Source organism: Shewanella hafniensis (assembly GCF_019655335.1).
GTDB lineage: Bacteria > Pseudomonadota > Gammaproteobacteria > Enterobacterales > Shewanellaceae > Shewanella > Shewanella hafniensis.
In genome coordinates this window covers 52,974-75,513 of record NZ_BPFD01000007.1, presented here as the reverse complement: position 1 = coordinate 75,513, position 22,540 = coordinate 52,974, and the positions used below count along the sequence as shown (strand labels likewise).

Sequence of the window (22,540 nt, the reverse complement as noted above, 5' to 3'; positions counted from 1 at the left end):
AACTCCTTGTAATAAATATTTTTATTTTTCTCTCACCACACAAAACTGAATTTGAAACAACTGTTCAAGTCCAGGATAGATCTCGTTAATCACCCGACGAAGCTCAGAGAGTGACATATTTTCCTGCTTGGCATGTTGATCTGACAGATCAGAAAATAAAATAGGCACGACATCAATAATATGGATATCACAAAACCAGCGGTCGGTTTCGAAGGTTGAAACGGGAAGCGTTTGACCTGCAATCACATGGGATTCCGTTTCATCACGCAATGTAATGGTTTTAGTGCCACTTAATATATCGTGCTCAAAGCGCTCAAAAAAAGTGATTTTAGTTAATAACACACATCTTCCTCGGCTCAGGATATGAGCAATAAAAATAACATTAGAGTCAATTTTTCAAACTCATAATGCTAGGCAATATAATGGCTTTTGATCCACACTGACAGCCTATACCGCAGAATTTGTAGCATTTGTCGTGTGAAATACTAACAGCGCCGTTTAAGTCAAATTGTTATGCTAACGCCATTTAGCAAAACTAGTTCCCAAAGAGTAGCCGTTGTTTTCGACAAAATTCAGCAAAACATGGTCAGTTCGCTCAGATTGAGTTAGAATCCGCCCTCAATTGAGCCCTTGGCCTCATATTCCTGCGCATAGCGGGTGCGAAACGAAATTAGAGACGTCATGAACAAGAAACAAAAGATCATCAAGAAAATTGCTAAACGCGCTAAGGCCAGACTGAATAAAGTCGACCCAGTAACTATCGGCTCGCCAGCAAAATCAGGTTACATCTCTAAGGCCGAACGCGCAAAAATGGCGGCATTAGAAGCCTCGACTGAACAAGTCGAAGGCCAAAAAGACACGCCAAGCATTGAAGAATAAGCAGTACCGCAGAATAACGCTTTCTAGCGGCCTATTTTTGCATTGTTAACCCGACTCGATTAACTGCAAACGCCGCTTAAAACAAAATGCCACAAGCAAACTTGTGGCATTTTGTTTTTCTGTATTCCTAACGGTGCGCGGTGAAGCAGCTGGAGTATTTATGTTTGATTCAATAACGTTATTTGACAGTTTGGAGCGTCACTAAAACAGGTGAACCATTAACTGCTAAAGTCAGTTCGGCTTTTTGCCTTCTTCTAAATACGTTATTGGCAATACCGACTCAGTCTCTTGCTCCTCGGTTAATTGCGCCATCTGCACGCAAGAAGATGAAAGTGGATTGGTCGCACTCGGCAGGTTCTCAGCCACACAGTTCGCGATTTCCTCCTCTTCACTCAGCTCAACATTACGGGGAGCGGCATTGATACCGCCAACATTCACCATCGCGGACAACTGGGCCTGCGCCGCCACTTTATCCACTAAACGGTAGGCAACCCACACACCTAAAGTACCAAACAAAATAGACCCTAAAACTTGCCCAATCAACACGCCATAAACCCCGCCCCAAAGTGCACCCAAATACACAAAGGGCACTGTGCCTAAGGTGGCTTTACCAACATTAAACAAGGTGGAATATTTAGCCTTACCGAGGTTATTAAAGGACGCATTAGCCACGAATAAAATCCCCGAAAAGATAAAGAAAACCGCAATATAACTACAGAAAAAGTGGATAAGATCGGCGCTATCGCCCTTCATATCAAACACATTGACCAAATGTGACTTAAGCGCAAACAGCAATAGAGACATTACCAGCACATACACAGCACAAAACTGGATGGCGCGGGTTAAACTCTCGCGCACTCGGTCAAACTGTCCCGCACCAAAATTTTGCCCAACAATAGGGCCAATCGCACCCGAGAGTGCAAAGATCATCCCAAAGGTCACAGGGATTAAACGCCCTAATACCGCCCAGCCCGCCACGTAAGCGTCACCGAAATCGGCAATGGCTCGGGTCACAAAGGCATTACCGATAGGCGTCGCCACATTGGTTAACATAGCGGGTCCCGCTATGGCAAAGATGGGTTTTAGATCGGCGATAAAATGCGCCTTATCGAAATGACCTAACAACTTATGCTTAACTACAACGCCGCGGCCAGCAATTAAAAATACCGCCACCCGCGCTAAAACGGATGCCAATGCCGCGCCTTCAATCCCCATGGCGAACAAGAAGATAAAAATCGGGTCGAGTACAGCATTAACGCCGCCGCCCGCTAAGGTCGACATCATAGATAACTTTGCATCACCCACGGCGCGCAAAGCCCCGCCTAGCGCCATCGCAAGACAAATAAAAGGCAAGGAAGGCACTAAGATATACAAGTAGCTGGCAGCGAGCTCAGCCGTATGGCCACTTGCGCCCACTAAGGCAACCAACTCAGGGATGAAAGTGGTGACCACCGCGGCCACCAGCACGCTAATCAGCGTTGTCACAACGGCGCTATTGAGCAATAGCCGCTTTGCTAACACCACATCTTTTGCGCCAATCGAGCGAGACACTAAAGCGCCTAAAGCAATTGATAAGCCTATCCCAATGGATGTCGTGAAAAAGGAGATGCTGCCAGCATAACCCACAGCCGCCGCCAGCTCATGCTCCCCCAATAAACTCAGGAAAAAGATATCCAGTAAATCCACCACAAATAAGGCAGAAATTCCCACAGCGGCAGTCGAACTCATCACTAAGATGTGACGTAATATGGGGCCTTCAACAAACTTGGCTTGCGTCATACGTGTGTGTTACCTGCAAAAATAATAAGTGTTAGCTAAAACCATGACTAAGCGTCATTTTCAACGGGGGCATCTAGGCTATCTAACTCGCATCCGCAGCGGCTACAGTACATGGCATCAAGATCGTGGCCGGTTTTATGGCATTGATTGCACGAGCGTAAATCTCGATGACGCCCTACTTCTTGGGAGATTTCCGCGGTTAAAATCCCCGTAGGGATCGCGATAATCGAGTAACCAATCAACATAGTAAAAGCGGCAATCGCCTGACCTAATCCCGTTTTTGGGGTGATATCACCGTAACCGACAGTAGTAATAGTCACAATTGTCCAGTAGACAGATTTAGGTATTGAACTAAAACCATTATCAGGCCCTTCAACAACATACATTACCGCACTGAGCACCATAACGATCAAACTGACCGAGAAGAAAAATATAAAGACCTTACGACTCGACTGCATCATGGCTCTAAGCAACACATTCCCTTCACTCAAATAACGCAGTAATTTGAGTACGCGGAATATCCTGAATAACCTGAGAATCCGGATGACTAAGGTAAAGTTAGCACCAGGGATCAGTAAGGCGAGGTAACTTGGCAATACAGATAACAAATCGACTATGCCATAAAAGCTGCGGGCATATAACACGGGATGAGTCGCACAATACAAACGTAGGCCATATTCAAGGGTGAATATAATCGTAAAGACCCACTCCAAGACGCGAATAATCTGCCCGTATTCACGATGAAACACTTCTACCGTATCGAGAAACACTAGAGCGACACTCAGCACAATGCACACCATTAAGGCGATATCAAAATAGCGGCCAGCGGGAGTATCAGTGCCAAAAATAATGGTGCGTAATTGACGTTTTAGTGGGCTTTCGGATTCGATGTTTTCAGACATAAAAGCTTTTACTTCCTTGCAACAAACTGAGTAACTCTGGGATTACATCATAAATATCCCACGAGTCTGCCATGCAATTGCATTCAGCTCAAAATTATCTACTCACAGCAGGATAAAATTGCGGTATGATGCCGAAAAAAGCCAACAACTAGTGTTAATTTTCGAGGAATTCATGCGCGCCACCCTACTTTCCACATTGACCACTCTCACTGTGACTATCGCGGCACTCGTTTCACCCGGATTACATGCCTCAGGCATGGGTAAAGTGGATCTTGTGGTGATCACAAAATCCGAATCCAGTATGGCTTTATTGCGCGATGGCAAAATACTCAAACAATATCGCATTGCCATGGGTGACTTACCCGCAGGACACAAATTAAAGGAAGGCGATCAACGCACACCACAGGGACGTTATACCCTAGATTATAAAAAGCCCGACAGTGCCTATTATAAATCGATCCATATTTCCTATCCCAATGAAGAAGATAAACTCAGAGCCAAAGCCTTAGGCATTAGACCCGGAGGCATGATCATGATCCACGGTCAGAACCCTAAGTCGCCGTTGCCGCCAGAACAAGCCCAGCAATACAACTGGACCGACGGTTGTATCGCGATAACCAACGCCGAAATGGATGAAGTGTGGAAAGTGGTCGATGAAGGAACGCCAATTGAAATTTGGCCCTAACCTTAGCCTACTTAGACATGGCAACACGCCGAATAGATAATGTCACAACATCAAACACGCCCAGCTTAATGGGCGTTTTTATTTAGCCATTTACATCATATCGTTAGCCATATTATCCCCGTGATTTTGTGTAAAGGATAAAAACTAACGCTAATACACATGCCTTGGAGCCTATATGTCATCATCCAATGAAGCTGCCACGCCGCAGAGCACAAGCATCAGCTATGAGCAATTAACCCAAAGCTGGCCCGCCTTCGAAGCACAAATTTTAGCCTTGCTTGAAACCTTAGACTTAGCGGATAAAGCACTGGTTTGCGATCATGTCGCGCTGCGCGTCAATTCCATCGACAGTGCCGATGCGCTGCGCTATGCCTTTAGCCGCGTCGGTAAGATCATTTCAGACAATATCATCAATGGTCGTACGATTCTGATTATCGAACTAGATATCCCACTTACGCTGGGTCAATTTAGCATTGCCTGTGTCGAACTTCCCTACCCCAGCGACAAAGTCTATCCGCAGGAAGGCTGGGAACACATTGAGCTAGTCATTGATTCTAAAGCCAAAGATTGCGATACCCTGAGCCAAGATTTGCTCGCACTATGTCCCAAACTCAGCGCCTTACTGCCATCGGAGCACACTGCAGAGCCCGTTCAGTCAAGCTCACAAGGCTTAAATTCACAAGGCTTAAGTTCACAAGGCTTGAACTCACAAAGCTTAGCATCCCTTGCTGGGATAAAAATTAAGATGAGCTCGCCCAAAGGGGATAAAGAGCGTTTAGCCAATCCGACGATTGCCTTTAAGCGCGATGATGTGTGCATTAAAGTGCATCCCCATGGCATAAAAGCAGTGATCGCCAGCGAGCAAACGTAGACAGCCTATTTTAGGCGGGCTTAATATCTGCAAGAAGATAACATTGAGCTTAGATTTCCATTGGCACTTACCGCACTTGTCTTAACGAACAAATCTGTTGATGACTATATCAATCAGGTTCAGTGTTCAGACTCAGTATCCAAATCATCTTTAGGCGTTTTTTTTGGTAGTTTTGTCAAAAATTGCCAAAATTAAATCTAGAAACCAGCATATTTAGCGTAACTTAGGACGTATAACTCGCAGATGCCATCAGGCATACATTATCGAGTCCACTTGATGGATTCGATGTGCAAACAGAGGATCGCCAATGAAACCACACAAGAACGAAGCGCAAATATTGAAGTTCGCCATGGAAATCGGGATTGGCTATGCCAAAAAACGCGGATATGCGGACTTCGACAAAGGCATCTCGCCCAAAGATAAAGTGGAATGTATTTACCGTTTATTGGTCACAGACAATTTAATCCAGCCACTGGCCAAAGATAAAGAAGATGGGCCAAACATGAAACACAAACTGATTTTATGGATCACCCGCCAGCTACCTGCCGATCATCCATTATTGAAGTAATCTTTTTGAGCTAAGCGGTTGAAATTCATTATCTGCAAGCGGGCAGTGAAAGCAAATATAAAGAATCCAACTTGTCGAGTGCTAACGATAAGAATCATAAAAAATGGCGCATCATAGCGCCATTTAATTGAGCCAGAGCTGGATATCGAACCTAGCCCTTTTTAGCCGCTTTACTGGCTTTCTCATTCGCTAACACTGTTGCCATGGGTGGCACTATGGTTGTGGGATCGAGGCGCATTTGATACCAGTTCACTCGCCAATCTAAATGCGGGCCATTAGCACGACCTGTTGCGCCCACCTCTGCCACGGCTTGACCTTGCTTTACCGCTTCACCCGCGTTGACGTACAGCTTACTCAAGTGCAAAAAGCTCGAACTTACGCCATAGCCATGGTCGATCACCATAGTCCCACCCGAATAAAACATGTCAGGCACAGAAAGACTAATAACACCATCGGCGGGCGCTACCACGACAGTGCCGGTTTTCGCCGCCACATCCACACCAAAGTGTGGATTACCGGGTACGTCGTTATAAATACGTTGGCTACCATAAACCCCGGAAATACGCCCCGTCAGCGGCCAAATAAACGCCTGTAAAAAGGCCGTTTGCTCGCTAAATGTTGCCCGCGCTGCTTTTACCTGCGCCGTGTCTTTCGCCGCTCTTTCCTGCGCGACGGGATCGGGCTTCATAATCTTAGAACTAATGCCCTTGACACTTTGAATATCGTACTCACGCTTAGCCAAAGTTAAAGGCTTAACCTCAGTCAAACCATCGGGATAAACCAAGGTTAGCTGCTGGCTCAATTCACCGTCACGATCAAAACCAAAGGCAAAATGACCGTCAGGCGTGACCTTAATGGCTTCACCATTTAAGCTAATCTGAGTGCCCGCTGTCGCTTGACCCCGCATTAATGCGCCTTGCTCTAACTTGCCTTGCAAAGTCACCGCTGCTTGCACCTGAGGCACAATGAGCACTAGGCCCAAGGTTAACCATGCCGTTAAACGATTTCCCAACATCTTATTTCTTCCCGAAACGTTTCCCAAACCAATAGTTTCCAAAATCTGAGTTCCTAATATTCTACTCTTGGACATCTTCACAAAAATCCTTATCGATGGTCAACTCAGGGCAATGCCCATTGAATGCGTTCTGCACGACACTAACGCATCACCAGCACACCACTAACTTATCGCTAACACTGAATCACTAAACTCTGACCGATTAAATCCATGCGTCACGTTAACCTAACCCGCCCTAAAAATCGATCCACAGCGGCGCAAATACCTAATGATGTATTGCATACAATAGCAATCGCGCTTTATCTAAGGTTATGAAGACACAAAAAAGCCCCGACAATCAGCCGAGGCTCATTCAGCAAGTAATTTATATTTACTCGGCTCTATTTACCTAAACTTAGCTACCCAAACTTAGCGCTTATCCCTTAGACACAATCGCGCCTTTACCTACACCTTCAAACGCCACCACTTTAAACTGACTTCCAGGCACTTTAGCGACTAATGTCGTGGCAATATAATCGGCTAACAACTCAACCGTGGTGTCGTGGGGAATTAAATCACAGCATTCCTTTGGCATTGCCAATTGGAAATCCCCTTGGGGCGCTTGATAGTGAAAACCATAATGGCTGCTATCGGTGATCCGTGTTTGCGACGAAAGATTGAGAGTGTCAACTGAAACTAAATCCTCTTCACTGCCCAAATAAATATCGTGCCATCGCTTGGCCCAATACTCATCCCACTTTGGTGCTGGGCTGCCATTTTCATAAACGTGAATAGGGCTACGATGTCCATGGGCGATACGCTGACAATTACCATCGTGTTTACGTAAACCATGGCTGTAATGGTAGTAAGGCGTATCGAGGATTTCATGTCTCAGGGTGAGCGTGATCCCTTCGACATTCTTAGGTAAAGCTTCACGTAACGCTTTCTGTAAAAAGGCATTCACGCTCGGAATATCAATCTCTTCGGTCGGCACTAAGGCAAAGGCTTGGGAAGGACAGGCCAAATGAATTTCACCTAACTGACTATCAAAATCCATCCACACTCTATCGCCCTGCTGCTGCCATCGCACACTACTGCAGGCCGTAGGCACTAATAAACGATGATCGGCCACCGCATCTATAGTCTGCTTGATCGTACGTTTGACTTTAGCAAAATCGAGCACCATGTTTTGCTCGTCTAATCCGCCCTCAAGCAGAACATCGACAATCCAACTCTCCCCCACCATGCCGCGCTTTGGGCACAAATAGGAAAAATCGATCACAGTTAAATCTTTGACAAACAATTGCATTAACGCTCCTCGGCAGAAAAACAGTCCACCTATGTAATTTTATAGCACCGCTTGGCGATGGCCGAGCGTGCTAACTTGAGGCACTCAACACGAGTCAACTCAACATGAACAGAGATTCTAATCAATTCCGTCTGTTGTCGCGACAAATGAATCCACTCGGTTCAATATTTTGTCTCAGATGTTTGTATCAGATGTGTATATCAGGTAGTCGAAAATCCAGCAATGTAACTCATTGCAACCATCAAATGTCGTTAGACAGAAAGCAACAATGCATCGACCTTGTCGATTAACAGATAAAGCCTTAACAGGAACACAGTTCAACCTAGCAAAATAACAGAATAAAAACAGAGAATTAGATCGCAAAAGCTTAATCCGCAACAGCGATAGACCCAATCGAAACAAAGCATTATCACTCAGCCTTATTAACCGCTAGCATCCCTGTTAAACCATACAAAAACAAAGGTTATATAGGGAGAAATAAGATGACCAAACTTACATCTATCGCCATTTTCATCGCAGGTATGTTAGCCAGTACCCATGCTATCAGTGCAGAACAGATCGAAGTGATCACAGCCGCCAAAATCACTGAACCTGAAAAAGTTGAATTAGGTAAAATGCTGTTCTTCGAACCCAGACTGTCTAAATCTGGCTTTATCTCTTGTAACTCTTGCCATAATTTATCCACTGGTGGTGTCGATGCTCTACCCACATCCATTGGTCACCATTGGCAGGAAGGCCCAATTAACTCGCCCACAGTGCTAAATGCCGACTTTATGCTGGCTCAATTTTGGGATGGTCGTGCCAGTGATTTGAAAGAACAAGCCGCGGGCCCTATCGCCAACCCGAAAGAGATGGGCTTTACCCATGAACTCGCAACTGAAACTATCGCCTCTATGCCAGCCTACAGAGCGCACTTCGCCAAGGTTTATGGCGATGACAAAGTCACAATTGACCGTTTAACCGATGCAATTGCCACCTTTGAAAAAACCTTAGTCACCCCTAATAGCCCCTTCGATCAATTTCTTCTGGGCAAACAAGATGCCATCAGCGCGAATGCTAAAGCAGGTTACCAACTCTTCAAGGATAAAGGTTGCGTGAGTTGCCATAATGGCCCCGCCGTCGGTGGCACTATGTATATGAAAATGGGCCTCATCAAACCGTTCCACACCAATAATCCTGCAGAAGGTCGTAAGGGCGTCACAGGTAAAGAAGCTGATAAATTTGTGTTTAAAGTGCCGACACTACGCAATATTGAGCTCACCTATCCCTACTTCCATGATGGCAGCGTCTGGACCTTGGAAGAAGCGGTGAATACCATGGCAGACATTCAATTAGGGCAAAAACTCTCTGACCAAGAAGTGAAAGAAATGGTCGCCTTCCTTGAAGCCTTAACAGGCGAACAGCCACAAATCACGCTGCCGATTCTGCCACCATCGAATAAAGATACGCCACGTCCTGTGCCATTTAGCTCCAATAATTAACATAGGCAACGAGTCACTGACTAAGAAGTTCTCACTTAGAAACTAAGTCAGCGCGACACTTAGTGATTTGGTGATTGGGTTAGCAAAAAGGCCGAGAGTCAACACGCTCGGCCTTGGGTTATTCGTTCGCTTAAAAAACGATGGATTAATTAAGTGCTATTCGCCTTTAAGACGACGGTCGAGCTGATCTTTTAAGTTTGCTGGCACGCCTTTGATTAAAATCGTGTCCGAAATGGGATCGTAAATCACCCGTTGGCCTAAGTGGCCGCCATCAAAACTTAAGGTTACGCCGCCACCCGTACCAGAAAACTTCTTCAATTGGCGCAGAGTCGATTTGTCGGCCGGAAACTCTTCATCGAGATCATAGCTGCCGCCACGGGCAAAATCGTAGAAAGAATCCATACCTTGATCGGCTAACTCATCGGCCAAGTCTTTGATCTCAATGTCAGCGCCTTCATCGAAGCGCTCACTGCAATATTCAAACACTTTATTACGGCACTGCTGACGCTCGTCTTTCGTCAACTCACTGCTGGCAACAAAATCTTCAACCGCATTCATTAAGGTTTTGTTTTGCGCCTTAGTGTTGACACCTTCGACGCAGCCCATAAAGTCGAGGAAAAAGTCGGCCACTTTACGTCCCGCGCGGCCACGGATAAAGGAAATGTATTTACGCGAGTCTTTATCAGCTTGCCACTCGGTTAAATCGATACGTGCCGCCAGTTGAATATTGTTTAAATCCAAATGATTATTTTGCGACAGTTCCATATCGTCTAGCACAGTCATCGATGACTTAGCACTTAATAAGGCGACAAACAAATAATCGCTGGTGATGCTGGTGTAGCAAGACATCAGCAAAAAACCGCCTTGGCTGAAATCGTATTTCGACAATTCTTCTTGCAGTAATTTACTGGCTTGACCGGAAAACTCCACAAATCCTAAATCGCCGCCACGGTATTGAGTTAGCGCATTGGCAAAAGCAGGATTGGCCTCACCGTCGTCGCCATGGATACCAAAATAGCCAAAACCTTTACCGGCCTTTCCCGTATAAGTCTGATGCAGCTCGTCGAGCATCATCTCGACCGCCTGACCGTTCAGCAGAGGTTGAGGACGCAAACGGCAGCGCAATTGCCCCTGACTGTCCTGAGAAATCTCGTGAATAATTGCGTGTTCGATGTTAATACTCATAAGCCCTGATAGTGATACTGGGATAAATCCGCTATTATATGCCGCTAATCCATTCCAAAGTGAAACATTTTTTGATTATGGCAATCCAATCGAAATACTCAAACACCCAAGTTGAATCATTAATCGCCGAAATATTGGCTGTGTTAGAAAAGCATAAAGCACCGACTGACCTGAGCCTGATGGCATTGGGTAACTGCGTGACTAACCTGCTAGAACGTAAAGTGCCCAGCGAATCGCGCCAAGCCGTGGCCGAACAATTTGCAAAAGCACTCGCACAATCGGTTAAATCCCAGTAAGTTAACTGGGTAATAATCATCAAAAGAATATAAGATACAAGGCCTTTTAGGAATAAGCGGATCACTATGGTCGAGCGAAAAAAGCAAATGAGCCGCGATCGGGTTTCCCGGCTCATCAACTGGGGGCATTGGTTCGCCTTCTTCAATGGCTTATTAGCCATGATAGTCGGCAGCCGATACCTTGGCAGCGTGGGGTATCCAGAAACTTGGTATGGCTGGTTTTATCTGAGCGTCAGCACTATTGGTCAGTTTAGCTTTCTCGCCTTTATCGCCTATTTGATCTGTCTGTTCCCACTGACCTTGATATTGCCTTATTCAAAGATATTAAGAGGTGTCGCGGCGGTAATCGCGACTCTAAGTCTCTGTATCTTATTGTACGATACGATTGTTTACGCCGATTACGGCATGCACTTGAGCCCCTTCGCCTTCGATTTAGCTTGGGCGGATCTCAATGCCCTGCTCCGTGGTACTTCTTATATCGTCACCCCGTTGGCCATCATCGCCATTGAACTGACCATGGCCAATTTTTTGTGGAAACGCATAGAGAAGATCCAAAAACTCAATTTAGGCAATAAAGTTATCACCTTAGTGTGTATCTGTTTTATCAGCAGCCACTTGATCCACATTTGGGCCGATGCCGCCGATATCACAGAAATTACCCGTTTCGACGATACTTATCCTTTATCTTATCCCGCGACTGCTCGCTCCTTTATGGAAAGTCACGGTATCGATGGTTCATACCAAGGCGATGACGTCAATCACAATACCAGTGTACTCAGCTATCCAGAGCAGCCACTGACCTGCCAAGCTGACACTAAAATCAATGTGTTGATGATCACCATCGATAGTTTGCGTGCCGATATGGTCGATGGCAAAAGCATGCCATTCTTGCAGCAATACACTGAAAATAATCAATCTTTTACCCAGCATTTCAGCGGCGGCAACCAATTTAGAACGGGCATGTTTTCGCTACTCTATGGCCTGCAAGGCAGTTATGGCGATGCGCGAATTTTTAATAGCACCAGTCCGCTAATGACCCGAAGCTTCCAGCAAGCGGGTTATGAACTGGGATTGTTCCTGCCAGAAACCAATCTTAATTTGCGTTCGTCACAGGCAATGTTTAATGACTTCAATCCTGTGATAGCTAAAGAAACCAATGGCAGCGCCGATGCCGACTTGCACACAGTGGCCAGTTTTAACGAGTGGCACAGCATCCAAAATAAACCTTGGTTTGCGCTCGTTAATTTAAAAGCGCCGGAAAATTTCGATACTCCTGTGGGTTTCCTTGGCATTGAAACCGTGAAAGCCAATCCCGACCTTATGCCAGCGCAAAAGGTGCTGTTTAATCAATATCGCCAATCACTGTATTTTGTCGATCAACAACTTAAGGCAATGCTGGCCAATGTGCCCAACGACACCTTAGTGATTATCACTGGGGTAAATGGCAAGATGTTCACCAGTAACAGTGACGAAGCGAATCGCAACCTGTCACCACAGAGTGTCAAAGTGCCCTTAGTGATCCACTGGCCTAATACGGGCGCGTCTAAGGTCAAATACCGCACCAGCCATTACGGCATAGCGCCGACTTTGATGACCCACGTGCTCGGCTGCACCAATAACACCACAGATTACAGCGCTGGCCGCAGCTTATTGCAACCGAGTAAAGAAACGTGGATCTACATAGGTGATAGCCGTATTTTTGCTATCTATCAAGAAGCGGAAGTGACAGTGATTGACCGCCACGGCAAATACCGTATTTACGATGAAAACTATGAACATAGGCTCAATAAGAAAATGAGTGCGCCAGAGTTGATTGAAGTGATGCGCGAAGGTCGACGTTTCTATAATCACTAGTCTCAATCCTTTTCTCGAACAAGCCCCATTCCCTGCGGATTGGGGCTTTTTTATTCCCTACACGGCAGGATGAGTGCCTAAAAGTCAGAGTCCAGTTCTCAATACCGCACTAATCCCAGCTCAAAGCTCACTATAAGAGATTAATATCAGAGTACAGTATCTGAGTCTGAGTCTGATATAAGCTACAGCCGCGCGGTGCCTGCAACCTAAATATGGTGTATTCACAAAGCAAAAAGCCGCTATCCATGGATAACGGCTTTTAAGACTTGGGCTGAATCTTGAGGCCTACTTTACCTTGTACACAATCAAGCCTGTTATCTATCATGCATAAACGATAAAAGTCAGCTCACTCTCAAGTAAACTCGCAATTATGCCAGTTCACAATCATGTCAGCTCGCAATCACGTCAGCTCAAAATCAATCGGCTTTAACCGTGGAGTAACGCGCTAACCAATGGGCGTAAGAAGCGGGTAATACCCAAGATGGGCGCGCAATTTTCAAGGTTTGCGCCGCTTGATATGGCCAATGTGGATTCGCTAAAAAGGCTTTACCTATCATCACTAAATCCATTTGTTCATCTTCAATGGCAGCATTGGCTTGATGTGGATCATCCATACCCCAAGACGTCGCAACGGGGAACCCCACTTCTTGACGAACCCGCGCGGCAATAGGCGCCAAAAATGCAGGACTCCAGGGAATATTTGCCGTTGGGGTCGAGAAGCAAATGCTGACGTTCAGCATATCGAGCCCCGCTTGCTTAAATTGCTTCACCAAGGCTATCGATTCCGTCAGTGTTTCTTCATCTTTATGGTCGAATTCAATCACGCCAAATCGCGCCGTTAAGGGTAAATGCTGTGGCCAAACGTCTCTGACTGCGGCAATGGTTTCTAACAAAAAACGTCCACGCCCTTCGGCATTACCACCATATTGGTCGGTGCGTTCATTGGCATAGGTTGAGAAGAAACTTTGGGCTAAATAACCGTGGGCGAAATGCAGCTCTAACCATTCAAATCCTGCCGCTAAAGCCCGTTTGGCCGCCGCCACAAAGTCTGCTTTAACGCGCTCAATGTCTTCAATCGTCATAGCCGTTGGTACTTTAGGTAAGTTTGCACCGAAAGCAACGGCAGACGGCGCAATTGGTTGCCAGCCTTGTCCTTCACCATTGGGAATATGATCATCGCCTTCCCACGGGATATTGGCACTCGCTTTACGGCCCGCATGACCAATCTGAATCCCCGCCACTGCGCCGGCATTTTTAATCGCGCTGGCCACCTTAGCTAGACCTTGGGCTTGCTCTTCATTCCACAGTCCGAGGCATTTTGGGGTAATACGTCCTTCAGGAGAAACCGCAGTGGCTTCAACCACAACAAGACCCGCTCCGCCACGGGCAAGGCTAGAGTAATGCACCTGATGCCAGTCGTTGATGAGTCCGTCCGTGGCTTGATATTGGCACATGGGCGCAACGGCAATACGATTTTTGAGAGTAATTTCTTTAAGTTTGAAGGATGAAAATAGATCGGCCATAGGTGTTTCCTGTGTCAAATAGAATCAAAAAGAAATGGAATACTGAATGACGACAGACTAGCCTTATCATGCCATAATTAAAAGCACGCACAGATTATAGAGTTGATAAAGTTTGCTTATGATAAATCCACAGTGGTTACACACCTTTGCGGTTCTGGTCGAGAAAGGTAACTTCACCCGAACCGCCGAAGCCATAGGTATCACCCAAGCGGCAGTGAGCCAACATATCAGTCGCTTAGAAGAAGAATACGGCACACTGTTTTTACGCCGCCCCCGTCAACTTGAAATAACTCCGATTGGCGAAAACCTGCTGACCTACGTTAAAGACGTCGAATGCGCGCAAAAACGCCTACAGCAGAAACTAGTCCATGATGATGCTGAGGTCGGCGATATTAGCCTTATCACTCCGGGGAGTATTGGTTTAACACTCTTTCCGTTATTAATCGAACTACAACAAGCCTTTCCGGCGTTAAACATTCGCCACCGTTTTGCCCCTGACAGTGAAATAGTCGCCTCAGTGTTAGCCAATGAACATGAAATAGGCATGGTGACCTTAAAACCTTCCGATCCTCGTATTCACAGCACGCATTTCACCGAAGAGCCGCTTGAGCTTGTGGTACCTGCAAGCCATAAACAACATGAGTGGGTTGATTTACAACGGCTAGGGTTTATCTCCCATCCCGATGGCGAAGCCATGGCCACTCGGCTGCTTAGCCGTAAATATCCAAGTCATCCCGGTATTCAAGACATTCCCTGTAGGGGATTTACCAACCAAATCAGCCTGATCCTCGAACCTGTCGCAAAAGGGCTCGGATTTACAGTCATCCCGCAATACGCACGCAAAGCCTTTGAACGACAACAAGATATCTATGTTGTTGAATGTGGCAGCCAAGTTGTAGACACCATTTGGCTTATCCACCGCGCGGAATGGCCCTTGTCACGCAGAGCCCAAAAAGCGATTACATTTTTAAAGGGGAAAATATAAAACCCCATTTAAAAATGGGGTTCCGCACACAAGTTGCCGCACAGGAATAGTCAGCGTTAGCAACGGATACATAAGACTCAGCGGCTACTGATTGATATCCAATTCATTATGGATCAATACCACGCACTGGGAAGCAAACAGCATCTTGGGCCCAAGGCTGATCTTTTGCGCACCGAGTCGTTTCAAGGTATTAAAACTTTTCTTCGGCATAGGAATATGATCGGTCAGCAAAAAGCACGGATTCCCCACAAACTCCTGCTCACGGATAGAAGTGCCCTTCTTATCCATCATAAACAATTGATAATCCAACGCGAGGTCCTGCACCAGCTTTTCAAAACTGATGGTGCTCACAGTAATGCCCTCATCCACAACGCGAGTTTGCTCTTTCGTCATGCCCCGAGAAATATCTAAGGCCTTGGCAATTTTGGTCAGCAAAGCTTGTTCGTGGAAACCGCCAATATGGCAAATATTTCGAGTATCGAAGCTGATAGTGCGGGAAAAATCATGGGTACTTTCTAACACCAAATAAACAACAACATCGTTTCGATGGGACTGAGCCACAAAGATAGTGTTCATCAGGGTATGAGCCAAAATCTCGGTGTGCGCCTCTTGGCCGACAGAAGCCAAAAACAACTGACTGTCAGTAGGTGCTGATCTTGCTCGTAAAACAAACGCGCGCATAGGTAAATGTCCTACTCAATAATGTCTTAAATGCTAAATGGCGAATGCAAATATCGATGTGAAACGTGTCATTTCACGTTAAGAATTTTTGTCTTAACTGTACCAATGAAGTCGACTACTGGAGCTTAAACGATTATCGTTAGTCCTCATGACCACAAAAAAGATATAAAAAAACAAAACCCCGTATAGCAATGCTACCACGGGGTTTTGTTTTTACTTAACTGTCACTTATCTTAATAATTAAAACAGCCTAACAATTAAGCATTTAATTTGGTCGGTATGAGAGGATTCGAACCTCCGACCCCTGACACCCCATGACAGTGCGCTACCGGGCTGCGCTACATACCGAAATTTTTTAAGTGAATTGTATTATCAGCGTTGATTTAGTCCGTTATAACTTAGTGGCTATTTCAAGCTAATTTCTTCAATCACTAATCACTTAAGATACTGTTTATGGGGTTTATCTTAAGTGAGCCAGAACTGTAGCAATTGCCTTGCAACTGCGCAAGGGCTTCATTACATCTCTTTGATCGACTGCTTAGTTTATGTTCTGAATGACACAATTTTCGTCGATAACCGTTCGGAAATGGCCTCATACGTTGACTCTGCTAATCATCAGTCTGTTACTGACCAGAATTCAGCCTATGTTTACCCAGATAAAGCAGTGGCACTATTCCTTTCTATAATTCGTCTCAATAATTCATTTCTTTAATCCGTTCCCATAATCTGTTCCTACAATTCATTTCTATTATGGCTTTATATTGGGGACTTCAATTGAAGCTCTGGGATAGAGGCATTGGGTTTATTTGTGCCATAATCACAGACAGTTAACACAAGCAAATTTTCAAAGGGACTTTTCTTTGCATTTACCCGCCTTCCAAACCGCCCATCTCAGACTGGCAATTATTCTGGGGGTATTCGGCTTAGTCCTGAATCTTTTTCCCATCCCTCTATTCGCTAATGTGCAATTGATTCTCGGCAACGTGGCCGTGGTGATAGTGGCAATACTCTTAGGGCCTTGGTATGCGTTGATCACCGCCCTATTTACCGCAACGGGCTCATGATCGTGTGGTCGAGCCCCCACGTGTATTTACTGTTTTTACTCGAAGCATTATGGCTTGGTTTTGCAAGGCGCCGAGATATTCAAATACTCTATGCCAGTGTGAGTTATTGGGTGTTATTGGGGATCCCGCTGTTAGCCATTTATGTGGCAGTCATTGCTAAAATGCCCGCCAGCCACATTCCTTTTACCGCGATCAAACAAGCCGTTAATGGCATGATTTACGCTGCAATTGGTGAACTCTGTGTGGTTGCTATTCCAAGTCTATGGCATTTTAAAGGCAAGCTGACCAATCTTAATCGCCGTACTTTTAGCTCGCAGCTCAGTTATTTGTTTACCTTAATTATTACTGTGAGCTTATTGGTCTCATCCTTAGCTTTTAATCACTTTTTTATTGATAAACAACAAGTGATGATTAATCGCAATCTGGACGATACGGCAACTCATTTGAGCCATGCAACCGATAACTACCTCGCTTACAACACGCAAGTCATCGCTAGCACGGCCAAGTTTTTGAGTCTGTCGAACGCTGGCATCAATGAGTGGCAGGCATTGCTATCGAGCATACATGATAGCAATCAAGGCTTTAAAACTATGCTGATTGCGAATGAACAAGGCAATTTGCTCGCTGCCAGTCCAATGGCCAATATCGTGGAGTTAGACCGCCTAGCAGAAATCCCTTCTGTGATGGATAGGGAATACTTTATCCAAGCGTTTTATAACCATAAAACCTTTGTATCACCCGCATTTATCGGTAGAGGTTTTGGTAATGACGTGATCGTTGCCATCAGTGCCCCCATTTTTAGTCCAAATGCTCCCAATCAAGCCAGAGGGATAGTCGAAGGCAGCTTAGATTTACGCTATTTTTCCAGCATAGATAAACAAAACCTGCACCATGAGCAGCAATCTATTTTACTGACCGATGAGAACAATAATCTGATTTATGCCTCAGAAGGATTAGGACTCGCACCGTTCACCCCCTTGTCATTCAGCAAAGGCAGCGAGATATATCGCGCCCGGCTTCAACTGATGAACCTGCATAATCTAGATTCAAATACCCCTGAGTACATCTATGCCCAGCATAAGTTAAGCAATGGTTGGCAACTCTATGTTTTAGAACCTTTTGTGCCGCTTTTAAAACTGGCTGAACGCCAATATGTCAACACGGTAATTTTGCTGTTTTGCTCCTTAGTCGGCGCCTTTTTTATTACTAAAGCCATCAGTAAGTTACTGACCGAACCTCTGTCGCTTTTAGCGCAGCATTTCGGTCCCGCTAAGCAAGAAAAAGTCAGTGACGAGAAGTTTGAACATGATCTACTCGATAAAAGTACCCCTAAAGAGATCTATAGCTTGTATGAAAGTTTAGCCTCAAACCAACAAGCCTTACTCGAACACCAACAAGAACTTGAACAAAAAGTACAGCAGCGCACCCAAGATTTAGAGGCCGCTAATGTGAAATTAAAGGATTTAGCCGAGCGCGATCCGCTGACGAATCTCTATAATCGCCGCTATACCGAACACCAATTCCCGCTCATCCAACAGATGTGCGAACGGGGTCAAGATGCCATGACACTTGCCATAATGGACTTAGACCACTTCAAACAAATCAATGATACTTATGGTCATTTGGGCGGCGACGAGTGTTTAAAAGTGGTTGCTAAACTCTTAACGTTACTCTTCAAACGGGATATTGATTTAATCTCGCGCTATGGCGGCGAAGAGTTTCTACTGATTTTGCCTATGTGTAATGCCCTGAAAGTCGAAGCACATCTTAATGAATTTAAACAGCAACTCGCTGATACTATGATAATCAATCCGCAAGATAATCGAAGCTTCAATGTCACGGCGAGTATTGGCGCTGTGATTGCCAATGCCACCTATAGCGACTCTTTAGAGCACTGGCTTAAGCAAGCCGACAATAACTTGTATCTTGCAAAGGAACAGGGGCGTGATCGGGTTGTTTGCAGCCTGATTGTTTAACTGGCGCTTGTTTAGGAGAAAGCTGTCGAAGAGGCAGTCGTTCAAAGGTAAAGAAGGTTTAGGCCAGATTAGCTGAGCGGTTAATCAAGCACAAAATCCTAGTGCATATGCGCGAGTCGATACTCATCCATGCGCTCGAGTAGATATGGGAAAAAGGGATTCCATTTCTGGCGCAACATTTCCGATGCCGACACGCTATATAAACCGCGCTCCCCCCGCGAAGCTGAGGCACCAATTTGTATCCGATGTAAATCAGGCTGAATAACAGCGCCATAGAGGCCATCATCCACACCAAAGGGGAGCGCAACATGGGACAAGGAATACACGCCAGCGGGCCAATACAAATCTAATGCGCGCACTTCCTTACCTTCTGTGACCACGTTACCTAGCGCATCTAAACCAAAGCTGCGCGCTTGAACTTGCGTGGTTTCATTACTGATATTTTCCACCACAGTGCCACGATAATGCTGCGCAGGGCTATTGATGCTCGACAGCAAGCCTGCTAACGGATCATTGGACACCATTTTGGTATTCACATCGAGTCGGTTCATATCGAACAGCACGAGCTCATGGCCTTTTTCTGGTAACGTTTGATACAGATTATTCACCACCGCCGAAGTTGAAACGGTTGCATCCACGACCGACTGAAAAGTAAGTATCGATGGAACTTGCGCCCTTTGCGGCAAAGTTAATTCAGCCAATAAACCTTGATTGCGTAGAGCTAACTGATATACCACATCCCCCGCATTGACCGCAAAAGAGGTGTATTTAAAGGGATCGTACTCCACTTGAATGCTGTTCCATTGCAGCTTATCCAGCTCCAGTAATCGGCCAATCCAACTCTGCCAGCGTGCGGCCGCTGCCGATGGCGTTAACCCTATCGCAGGCGAGATAAAAATCATCCCAGCATAATCTGGGGTTTTATCTTGACTGATACGCTCTAACTCATGGTTTAGTGCTATGGCGGCACCGGTCGAAAAACCCACAACAAATAGCGGTTTACCTTTCAGTGTTTGCCGCATATGCGCTGTGGCTAGATTTACCGCGGCGACAAGATCTTGCCAATACACCTCTGTTAAGCCACTCGGAATGGTGCCATGCCCTGGCAATCTTAAGCCCAGAACATGGGCTTTACCTTTAAAATGCGCTGCCACATTGGATAAGGCATAGGGCGAGTCTGACATGCCGTGGAGCAGCAATATCCCAAACTCGGCATCGGCTTTGGGCCATTCATAACTGCGATTCCAATTTTGGGGCCAATGGGCAGGATCGGATAAGCTATTTCTGACATAGCGGTTCACGGGAGAAAATTCATTGGCAGGAATTTTTTGGACGACTTTGCGCTCAACTTCGGCGAATAAGCGCTCTTCTAGCGCTAAGTACTCATTAAAACTAGCGAGTTTAGTATTGTAATGGAACTCATTATCTAGCTCGACCGTATGCCATAGCGACAATTCAGGTCGCGCATTAAGGAAGTAAATCCCTGTCGCGAGTAACGCCACCGCAATACCAATACTCGCATACGCTGCGGCTAAGAATAGGTGTTTTGTCGAACCTATGATAATGGCCTTCATGGCGATTCCTAGAAAAAAATAAGATAAAATGAGCAAGCCAATTATACGGTTAGATAAAAACATCCTTCAAATTTTTTACCGTGATAACATCCTCCGCCATAAGCCGCGCCATTTTATTAACTGCATAAGCCCTAATTGGGTTAGGAACGAAAGTGTCTTATTCCAACGAAACTTATACGATCTCGATGATTATCGGTAATCCAGACGCTACATTTGCCTACTATCTTCCTACCGCGCCGCTGATACCTGACGGCTGGCATTACACTCAACCAGACGCAGTCGGGGCACTCATTACTCTAAATGGCAATCATTGGCGTAAGATCTTCACTATTATGGCAAAAATCAGCGCGGTTGGAGAAGATTGGCGCAGCTATCGTGACCAAATGTTACTCAAGCAAAATGAACTGCTCTGCATAGGCGGCACTGAATTGATGGCAAACGCGAAGATCCATCTTGTCGCGGGGCAAGTGGCTGCAAAGTGTTTAGGATTCACCATCTCTGCAAACGATATCCATGCAAAGCATTTAACCGCCCAAAATAAATCCATAACCGCGATGACGCTTCCATCTTCCCAAGGGCAGCATTTTTTGCTCACGCCCTATTTGGATTATCGCCAGTACCCAAACCAGCTGATCGCCCTGACACGGCAACACTTAGTCGTGCCATAATCCCTACAACAAGATGCCGTGGCTAAATGTTGCGACCAGATGCCACTGTCACAGGTCTCAGCAATATTCCTCTGCAACATCCCCCAGTGAGTTGCCCCTGCAGGATAGCCAGCTTCAATGAATAATCGCAGCCAGTCTCCTCGTTGCAGCGACGCCAACAGCTGTAAAGGCTGCCACGAGCTCAGCAACTAGGTAAAAAGACATAAAAAAAGCACTCGCGAATTGAGTTCAAACGAGTGCTTATTCGAGGACGATTCAGCGTTAGTCGTAGATGGTTGGGATAGGCTGACGTTTATGCTGCGTTGCCTTATAAATACCAATCAATTTGTCTTCAACTGCCTTGCCAACGTCTTTACCCTCAAGGAAATCATCGATTTGCGCATAGGTTAGCCCAAGTGCCACTTCATCTTCGAGTAGCGGTTTATTGTCTTCTAGATCAGCAGTCGGCGCTTTATGCACTAAAGACTCTGGCGCACCAAGATACGCGGCAAGTTGACGAACTTGGCGCTTATTAAGACCAAATAACGGCGCTAAATCGCAGGCACCATCGCCCCACTTGGTATAAAAACCTGTGATATTTTCGGCGCTGTGATCTGTCCCAACCACAAGCCCGCCCACGAGTCCGGCGAGTTCGTATTGCGCTACCATGCGCATACGGGCTTTAACGTTACCCTTCACAAAATCCACTTTGGCTACATCGGGTAAAGGCAATCCGGCTTCGGCTAACGCAGCAACGGTAGCGCTGTGCACACCATCAACCCCTTGATGCACATTCACTGTGACCAATTTAGAAGGTTGAATAAACTGACAGGCTAATTGCGCCTCATGCTCATCTTTTTGGATCTGATAGGGTAAGCGCACCGCGATAAACTGGTAACCGCCTTGGCTATTTTCGTGGTTTAGACTGTCCACCGCCAACTGACACAAACGCCCAGCAGTAGAAGAATCCACCCCACCGCTGATCCCTAATACCAATGCCTTGCTGCGCGCTTCTTTTAGTTTAGTTTTAATAAACGCGACCCGACGTTGCACTTCGAACTCAGGCTCTATGGCCGTGAGTACTTTCATTTCTCTTAAGATTTGCGCTTTCACCGAAAATTCCACCTTAAATTATCGCTGTATTTGGACTACCTGAACCCAACTAACGTTAACATTTATTCGCAACTGCCTGTAGTTAAAATTAATGCTTAGTTAATTGATTATTGATAAACGCTATAAAAATAAGGGCAACAACGGTTTGCCGTTATTGCCCTAGCGTAAATCAGT

19 protein-coding genes, 1 tRNA gene and 1 pseudogene are annotated in these 22,540 nt (G+C 45.8%); 10 read left to right on the top strand and 11 right to left on the bottom strand.

What is annotated here, in order from left to right; all coding sequences use genetic code 11:
• Positions 1–21 precede the first annotated feature (21 nt).
• A complete protein-coding gene (gene yqfB / locus K5Q99_RS03960; protein ID WP_028759694.1) occupies positions 22–342 on the bottom strand; it encodes a N(4)-acetylcytidine aminohydrolase in 321 nt (106 codons plus the stop codon).
• Positions 343–681: 339 nt separating this feature from the next.
• Between yqfB and K5Q99_RS03955 the strand changes: the two genes are divergently transcribed.
• Complete coding sequence (locus tag K5Q99_RS03955) at positions 682–879, top strand: DUF2986 domain-containing protein (RefSeq protein WP_220776111.1); 198 nt, start codon at positions 682–684, stop codon at positions 877–879.
• Positions 880–1,110: 231 nt separating this feature from the next.
• Here the strand turns inward: K5Q99_RS03955 and K5Q99_RS03950 are convergent, their stop codons facing one another.
• Positions 1,111–2,658 (bottom strand): MATE family efflux transporter, encoded by a 1,548-nt coding sequence (locus K5Q99_RS03950; RefSeq protein ID WP_220776110.1) that lies wholly within the window; start codon positions 2,656–2,658, stop codon positions 1,111–1,113.
• A gap of 47 nt (positions 2,659–2,705) precedes the next feature.
• Positions 2,706–3,560, bottom strand: coding sequence for an ion transporter (locus K5Q99_RS03945; RefSeq protein ID WP_106650768.1), 855 nt, complete (start codon positions 3,558–3,560; stop codon positions 2,706–2,708).
• A 172-nt stretch (positions 3,561–3,732) separates the two neighbouring features.
• Here K5Q99_RS03945 and K5Q99_RS03940 point away from each other — a divergent pair, with 172 nt between their 5' ends.
• The 3 genes from K5Q99_RS03940 (at position 3,733) to K5Q99_RS03930 (ending at position 5,684) form a co-directional block, all read left to right on the top strand.
• The gene (locus K5Q99_RS03940; protein WP_106651838.1) at positions 3,733–4,245 is read left to right on the top strand and encodes a L,D-transpeptidase family protein; all 513 of its coding nucleotides are present in this window, start codon (positions 3,733–3,735) and stop codon (positions 4,243–4,245) included.
• 175 nt (positions 4,246–4,420) lie between these two features.
• Positions 4,421–5,116 carry a VOC family protein gene (locus tag K5Q99_RS03935; RefSeq protein WP_220776109.1) on the top strand — a complete coding sequence of 232 codons (696 nt, stop codon included), beginning with the start codon at positions 4,421–4,423 and terminating at the stop codon, positions 5,114–5,116.
• Between the two features lie 307 nt (positions 5,117–5,423).
• Positions 5,424–5,684 carry a DUF5062 family protein gene (locus K5Q99_RS03930; protein ID WP_106650770.1) on the top strand — a complete coding sequence of 87 codons (261 nt, stop codon included), beginning with the start codon at positions 5,424–5,426 and terminating at the stop codon, positions 5,682–5,684.
• 151 nt (positions 5,685–5,835) lie between these two features.
• Here K5Q99_RS03930 and K5Q99_RS03925 read toward each other — a convergent pair whose 3' ends face one another.
• A complete protein-coding gene (locus K5Q99_RS03925; protein WP_220776108.1) occupies positions 5,836–6,699 on the bottom strand; it encodes a M23 family metallopeptidase in 864 nt (287 codons plus the stop codon).
• 415 nt (positions 6,700–7,114) lie between these two features.
• On the bottom strand, positions 7,115–7,987 hold the full coding sequence (locus K5Q99_RS03920) for a 6-carboxytetrahydropterin synthase (protein ID WP_106650772.1): 873 nt from the start codon (positions 7,985–7,987) through the stop codon (positions 7,115–7,117).
• 482 nt (positions 7,988–8,469) lie between these two features.
• Here K5Q99_RS03920 and K5Q99_RS03915 point away from each other — a divergent pair, with 482 nt between their 5' ends.
• Positions 8,470–9,468 (top strand): cytochrome-c peroxidase, encoded by a 999-nt coding sequence (locus K5Q99_RS03915; RefSeq protein WP_220776107.1) that lies wholly within the window; start codon positions 8,470–8,472, stop codon positions 9,466–9,468.
• A 156-nt stretch (positions 9,469–9,624) separates the two neighbouring features.
• Here K5Q99_RS03915 and yejK read toward each other — a convergent pair whose 3' ends face one another.
• Positions 9,625–10,653, bottom strand: a complete 1,029-nt coding sequence (yejK, locus tag K5Q99_RS03910; protein ID WP_107947919.1) for a nucleoid-associated protein YejK — start codon at positions 10,651–10,653, stop codon at positions 9,625–9,627.
• A 77-nt stretch (positions 10,654–10,730) separates the two neighbouring features.
• Between yejK and K5Q99_RS03905 the strand changes: the two genes are divergently transcribed.
• Positions 10,731–10,949, top strand: a complete 219-nt coding sequence (locus K5Q99_RS03905; protein WP_011847036.1) for a YejL family protein — start codon at positions 10,731–10,733, stop codon at positions 10,947–10,949.
• Between the two features lie 66 nt (positions 10,950–11,015).
• The gene (locus tag K5Q99_RS03900; RefSeq protein WP_220776106.1) at positions 11,016–12,803 is read left to right on the top strand and encodes a DUF3413 domain-containing protein; all 1,788 of its coding nucleotides are present in this window, start codon (positions 11,016–11,018) and stop codon (positions 12,801–12,803) included.
• 416 nt (positions 12,804–13,219) lie between these two features.
• Here K5Q99_RS03900 and K5Q99_RS03895 read toward each other — a convergent pair whose 3' ends face one another.
• Positions 13,220–14,326 (bottom strand): NADH:flavin oxidoreductase/NADH oxidase, encoded by a 1,107-nt coding sequence (locus K5Q99_RS03895; protein ID WP_220776105.1) that lies wholly within the window; start codon positions 14,324–14,326, stop codon positions 13,220–13,222.
• Between the two features lie 118 nt (positions 14,327–14,444).
• On the opposite strand from K5Q99_RS03895, the gene K5Q99_RS03890 reads away from it, so the two are divergent.
• Entirely contained in the window at positions 14,445–15,311 is an 867-nt protein-coding gene (locus K5Q99_RS03890; RefSeq protein ID WP_220776104.1) for a LysR family transcriptional regulator, read from the top strand.
• 84 nt (positions 15,312–15,395) lie between these two features.
• Here K5Q99_RS03890 and trmY read toward each other — a convergent pair whose 3' ends face one another.
• Both trmY and K5Q99_RS03880 read right to left on the bottom strand, forming a co-directional pair.
• On the bottom strand, positions 15,396–15,992 hold the full coding sequence (trmY, locus tag K5Q99_RS03885; protein WP_220776103.1) for a tRNA (pseudouridine(54)-N(1))-methyltransferase TrmY: 597 nt from the start codon (positions 15,990–15,992) through the stop codon (positions 15,396–15,398).
• A 271-nt stretch (positions 15,993–16,263) separates the two neighbouring features.
• Positions 16,264–16,340 (bottom strand) — tRNA-Pro (locus K5Q99_RS03880).
• 458 nt (positions 16,341–16,798) lie between these two features.
• Here K5Q99_RS03880 and K5Q99_RS03875 point away from each other — a divergent pair.
• Positions 16,799–19,032, top strand: a pseudogene (locus K5Q99_RS03875) (diguanylate cyclase).
• Between the two features lie 98 nt (positions 19,033–19,130).
• Here K5Q99_RS03875 and K5Q99_RS03870 read toward each other — a convergent pair.
• Positions 19,131–20,606, bottom strand: coding sequence for an alpha/beta hydrolase (locus tag K5Q99_RS03870; protein WP_220776102.1), 1,476 nt, complete (start codon positions 20,604–20,606; stop codon positions 19,131–19,133).
• Positions 20,607–20,791: 185 nt separating this feature from the next.
• On the opposite strand from K5Q99_RS03870, the gene K5Q99_RS03865 reads away from it, so the two are divergent.
• Positions 20,792–21,274, top strand: coding sequence for a DUF6942 family protein (locus K5Q99_RS03865; RefSeq protein ID WP_220776118.1), 483 nt, complete (start codon positions 20,792–20,794; stop codon positions 21,272–21,274).
• A 261-nt stretch (positions 21,275–21,535) separates the two neighbouring features.
• On the opposite strand, the gene nadE is transcribed toward K5Q99_RS03865, so the two are convergent.
• The gene (nadE, locus tag K5Q99_RS03860; protein ID WP_220776101.1) at positions 21,536–22,366 is read right to left on the bottom strand and encodes an NAD(+) synthase; all 831 of its coding nucleotides are present in this window, start codon (positions 22,364–22,366) and stop codon (positions 21,536–21,538) included.
• Positions 22,367–22,540: the final 174 nt, after the last annotated feature.